Source organism: Flavobacterium sp. (assembly GCF_044361015.1).
GTDB lineage: Bacteria > Bacteroidota > Bacteroidia > Flavobacteriales > Flavobacteriaceae > Flavobacterium.
In genome coordinates, this window is sequence record NZ_JBIKJL010000103.1 from 1 (window position 1) to 3415 (window position 3415).

Below are 3415 nucleotides of genomic sequence, written 5' to 3' on the forward strand. Positions count from 1 at the left end.
AAATCAGCCCAATGGGAGTAGGATGGGACGGAACCTTCAACGGAGAAGCCCTGCCTTCAACAGATTACTGGTTTACGGTGGAGTATGAAGAGCAAGGAGAAGCAAAAGTATTTAAAGCACATTTTTCATTAAAAAGATAAAAGCCCATGAATCTTAAACTCAAAAAAAAGTATTTATTACTAGTTTTAGTATTAACACAATTTACTTATTCGCAAGAAGGAATAGCAGTTTATTCTGATTATCTAAGCGATAATTATTATTTAATTCATCCATCAATGGCTGGTGCGGCAAATTGTGGAAAAGTCAGATTAACGGGAAGAGGACAATGGTTTGGACAAGCGGAAGCTCCTAGCTTAAGCACATTGAGTTTTAATACAAGTGTTGGAGAACGATCTGGAGTTGGAGCTATTTTATTTTCAGATAAAAACGGATACCATTCACAAAAAGGAATAAAACTTACGTATGCACACCACATTATGTTTTCCAGAAGTGAGTTGGATTTAAATCAGCTTTCATTTGGTTTGAGTGGGGCTTTGATACAAAGTCAATTGGATGAGACTTCTTTCTTAGACAACCAACCATTTGATCCAAATATTGGGGGCATTTTACAAAAAGATTCTTATTTCAATGTTGATTTAGGAGCATCTTATAACTATTTAGAATTTTACACGCATTTTACTGTAAAAAATCTTTTAAACAATTTCCGAAGAGAATTGTATTCGGAATTTGAAAGTGATAATATTCGAAAATATATCTGGAGTGCTGGTTATGTTTTTGGTAGTAATGAAGAAATACAATGGGAGCCCTCTGTTATGTTTCAATTAGTGGAAGCTACAAAAGAAAGATCAATTGATTTGAATTTGAAAGTATATAAAGAGTTAGATTTTGGAAGAATGTGGGGTGGATTATCGTATAGAAGAACATTAGATGGTGCCGAGTTTTTAGATGGAACTAATCGAGGAGAACAGCGTTTACAATATTTTACTCCTATCATCGGTGTAAATTATAATCAGTTTATGTTTGCTTATACCTATTCGTATTTAACTGGAAATGTGCGATTTGATAATGCAGGTTTTCACCAAATCACCTTAGGGATAAATTTATTCTGTAAGCGAGAGAAGTACCAGTGTAATTGTCCTGCTATTAACTAAATAAAAAACTAATTATAAATAAAAATCCCTTTACTGTAAAAAAGTTTGGGGATTTTTTTTAACTAAATTATTATGATAATAAAAACAGTAAACGGTAAATCACCCTTAATTCCGGAAGATTGTTACGTCGCTGAAAATGCTACTATTGTGGGAGATGTTCAATTTGGTAAGTCTTGTAGTGTATGGTTTAACGCAGTAGTTCGTGGCGATGTTCATTTTATTAAAATTGGAAACAAGGTAAACATTCAAGACGGAGCGATAATTCATTGCACCTATCAAAAACATCCTACAATCATCGGCAATAATGTTTCCATTGGCCATAATGCCATTGTTCACGGTTGCACGGTTCACGATAATGTGTTAATTGGAATGGGAGCTATTGTAATGGATAATTGTGTGATTGAAAGCAATTCTATTATTGCGGCGGGTGCTGTTGTTACTCAAAATACTAAAGTAGAATCAGGTTCAATTTATGCAGGAGTACCGGCAAAAAAAGTGAAGAATATCAATCAGTCTGATTTTGCAGGTGAAATTGAACGCATATCAAATAATTATATCATGTATTCAAGTTGGTTCAAAGAAGAAAATTAAAAGTTTTCTTCAAGAATTGTGTATTTTCCACCAATTAAATTTTTAAGTACTATTGGATTTGAATTCGTGTAAAATAGTTGTTTGCTTTTTTTCATATCGCTTAAACCTACTTTATCTGAAAGGATGATTTTGGTTTGTCGGGCTACAGCTTCTCCGGAATCAATTATTTTGATATGATTGGGTAATATTTTTTTTATTTGTGGTATTAAATAGGGATAATGACTACAACCTAACACAAGATAATCAATATTTTCTTTTACCATAGGATTCAAATAATCATGGAGCAATTGAGTCATTTCTTTAGATTCAATATTACCCTCTTCTATCAACGAAACCAATCCATAACCTATTTGTTCTATTATTTTTGTATTGGGATAATTGAGAACAGTTTGATTAAACAATTCGCTACTCAATGTGCCTTTTGTTGCCAAGACACCAATGGTATGTGTTTCAGAATTATTTGCTGCGGGTTTAATTGCCGGTTCAATACCAATAAAAGGAACTTTATAATAGGCTCTTAGTTCTTTTATGGCATTAGTAGTTGCAGTATTGCAAGCGACTACAATAATTTTAGCATTTTTGTTCAAAAGAAATTCAGTGTTTTTTTTACTTAACGCAATAATTTCTTCTTTTGATTTCTGACCATAAGGGGCATTTTTACTATCCGCGAGATAGATTGTGTTTTCATGAGGAAGTAGTGCGTGAATCTCTTTCCAAATAGAGGTTCCTCCAACACCTGAATCAAAAAGGCCTATGGGATTATTATTAACCATGTATCAAAAATAAATAAAAAACTGCTCATATCCCGTTATTTTGGGTGAGCAGTTTTTAATTATGTATTTTAAGTTTAAGAATTAAAAACCTAAATCTTTTTTTACATCAGAAGTTAAGTCTGTTCCATCAGCAAAAATAGCTGAATTGACATCAATTACATAGTTGAAACCTTTTGCTTTACCAACTTTTGCAATCGAAGCTTTGATTTTATCCATTAATGGTTTAGCCAAATCAGATTCCTTTTTTTGTAATTCTTTTTGAGCAGTTTCTCTGTAGTCACGGATTCTTTTTTCCATGTCTTGCACTTCTTTTGCTCTGTCTTCATTTACTTTTGCAGTTACAGTAGATGATTCTTCATCATATTTTTTCAATTTAGCATAATATTCATCTGCCATTGTTTTAAATTCAGCATCATATTGTTTACTCAAATTTTCTAATTGTTTTTGAGCTTCAATCATTGCAGGCATTTTGCTTATCAATTCATTAGTATCAACGTGAGCTATTTTTGATTGAGCTGAAATAGATTGGCTGGCACCAATAAATAAAAAAGTAGCAATTAATAAAGTCTTAATTTGTTTCATCATTTCTAGTTATTATAATTAATTATTGTTTTTGTTTTCTTCTTTGTTTTCGTTTTGTTTTTCTTCTTTTACTTTTTTGGCAGCCTCACGGTCGGCTAATATTTTTTGTTTTCTTTCTTCAAGCTGTTTTTTGCGTTCGTCTAATTTTTTTTGTCTTTCTTCTTCCGCTTTTTTCTTTGTCTCAGCGGCATCTGTTTTTGGCTCGTCAGATTTGCTTTTTTCTTCAACAGCTTCCGAAGACTTATCAGTTGTTTCAGAACCTTCTTCAGCGTTTTCTTGTTTGTCTTTATCAGAAACTGTGCCATTCTTTTTTGCTGC

The 3415-nt window shown here is 32.4% G+C and carries 5 protein-coding genes and 1 pseudogene; 3 read left to right on the plus strand and 3 right to left on the minus strand.

What is annotated here, in order from left to right:
- Positions 1-11: 11 nt before the first annotated feature.
- The 3 genes from ACIQ2Z_RS12710 to ACIQ2Z_RS12720 all read left to right on the plus strand — a co-directional run bounded on the left by ACIQ2Z_RS12710 (position 12) and on the right by ACIQ2Z_RS12720 (position 1742).
- Positions 12-140 (plus strand): T9SS type B sorting domain-containing protein, encoded by a 129-nt coding sequence (locus ACIQ2Z_RS12710; protein WP_396184239.1) that lies wholly within the window; start codon positions 12-14, stop codon positions 138-140.
- 6 nt (positions 141-146) lie between these two features.
- The gene (locus tag ACIQ2Z_RS12715; RefSeq protein WP_396184543.1) at positions 147-1151 is read left to right on the plus strand and encodes a type IX secretion system membrane protein PorP/SprF; all 1005 of its coding nucleotides are present in this window, start codon (positions 147-149) and stop codon (positions 1149-1151) included.
- A 72-nt stretch (positions 1152-1223) separates the two neighbouring features.
- Positions 1224-1742, plus strand: coding sequence for a gamma carbonic anhydrase family protein (locus ACIQ2Z_RS12720; protein WP_396184544.1), 519 nt, complete (start codon positions 1224-1226; stop codon positions 1740-1742).
- Here ACIQ2Z_RS12720 and murI read toward each other — a convergent pair.
- The 3 genes and pseudogenes from murI to ACIQ2Z_RS12735 form a co-directional block, all read right to left on the minus strand.
- On the minus strand, positions 1739-2515 hold the full coding sequence (gene murI, locus ACIQ2Z_RS12725) for a glutamate racemase (RefSeq protein ID WP_396184545.1): 777 nt from the start codon (positions 2513-2515) through the stop codon (positions 1739-1741). The genes ACIQ2Z_RS12720 and murI overlap by 4 nt on opposite strands.
- 81 nt (positions 2516-2596) lie before the next feature.
- A complete protein-coding gene (locus tag ACIQ2Z_RS12730; protein WP_290858658.1) occupies positions 2597-3097 on the minus strand; it encodes an OmpH family outer membrane protein in 501 nt (166 codons plus the stop codon).
- Positions 3098-3115: 18 nt separating this feature from the next.
- Positions 3116-3415, minus strand: a pseudogene (locus ACIQ2Z_RS12735) (OmpH family outer membrane protein); the annotation flags it as partial.

Bases quoted from the DNA above. Each gene is read 5' to 3' on its own strand.
- ACIQ2Z_RS12730 (WP_290858658.1), bottom strand. From the start codon at position 3,097: ATGAAACAAATTAAGACTTTATTAATTGCTACTTTTTTATTTATTGGT.
- murI (WP_396184545.1), bottom strand. From the start codon at position 2,515: ATGGTTAATAATAATCCCATAGGCCTTTTTGATTCAGGTGTTGGAGGA.
- ACIQ2Z_RS12710 (WP_396184239.1), top strand. From the start codon at position 12: ATGGGAGTAGGATGGGACGGAACCTTCAACGGAGAAGCCCTGCCTTCA.
- ACIQ2Z_RS12715 (WP_396184543.1), top strand. From the start codon at position 147: ATGAATCTTAAACTCAAAAAAAAGTATTTATTACTAGTTTTAGTATTA.
- ACIQ2Z_RS12720 (WP_396184544.1), top strand. From the start codon at position 1,224: ATGATAATAAAAACAGTAAACGGTAAATCACCCTTAATTCCGGAAGAT.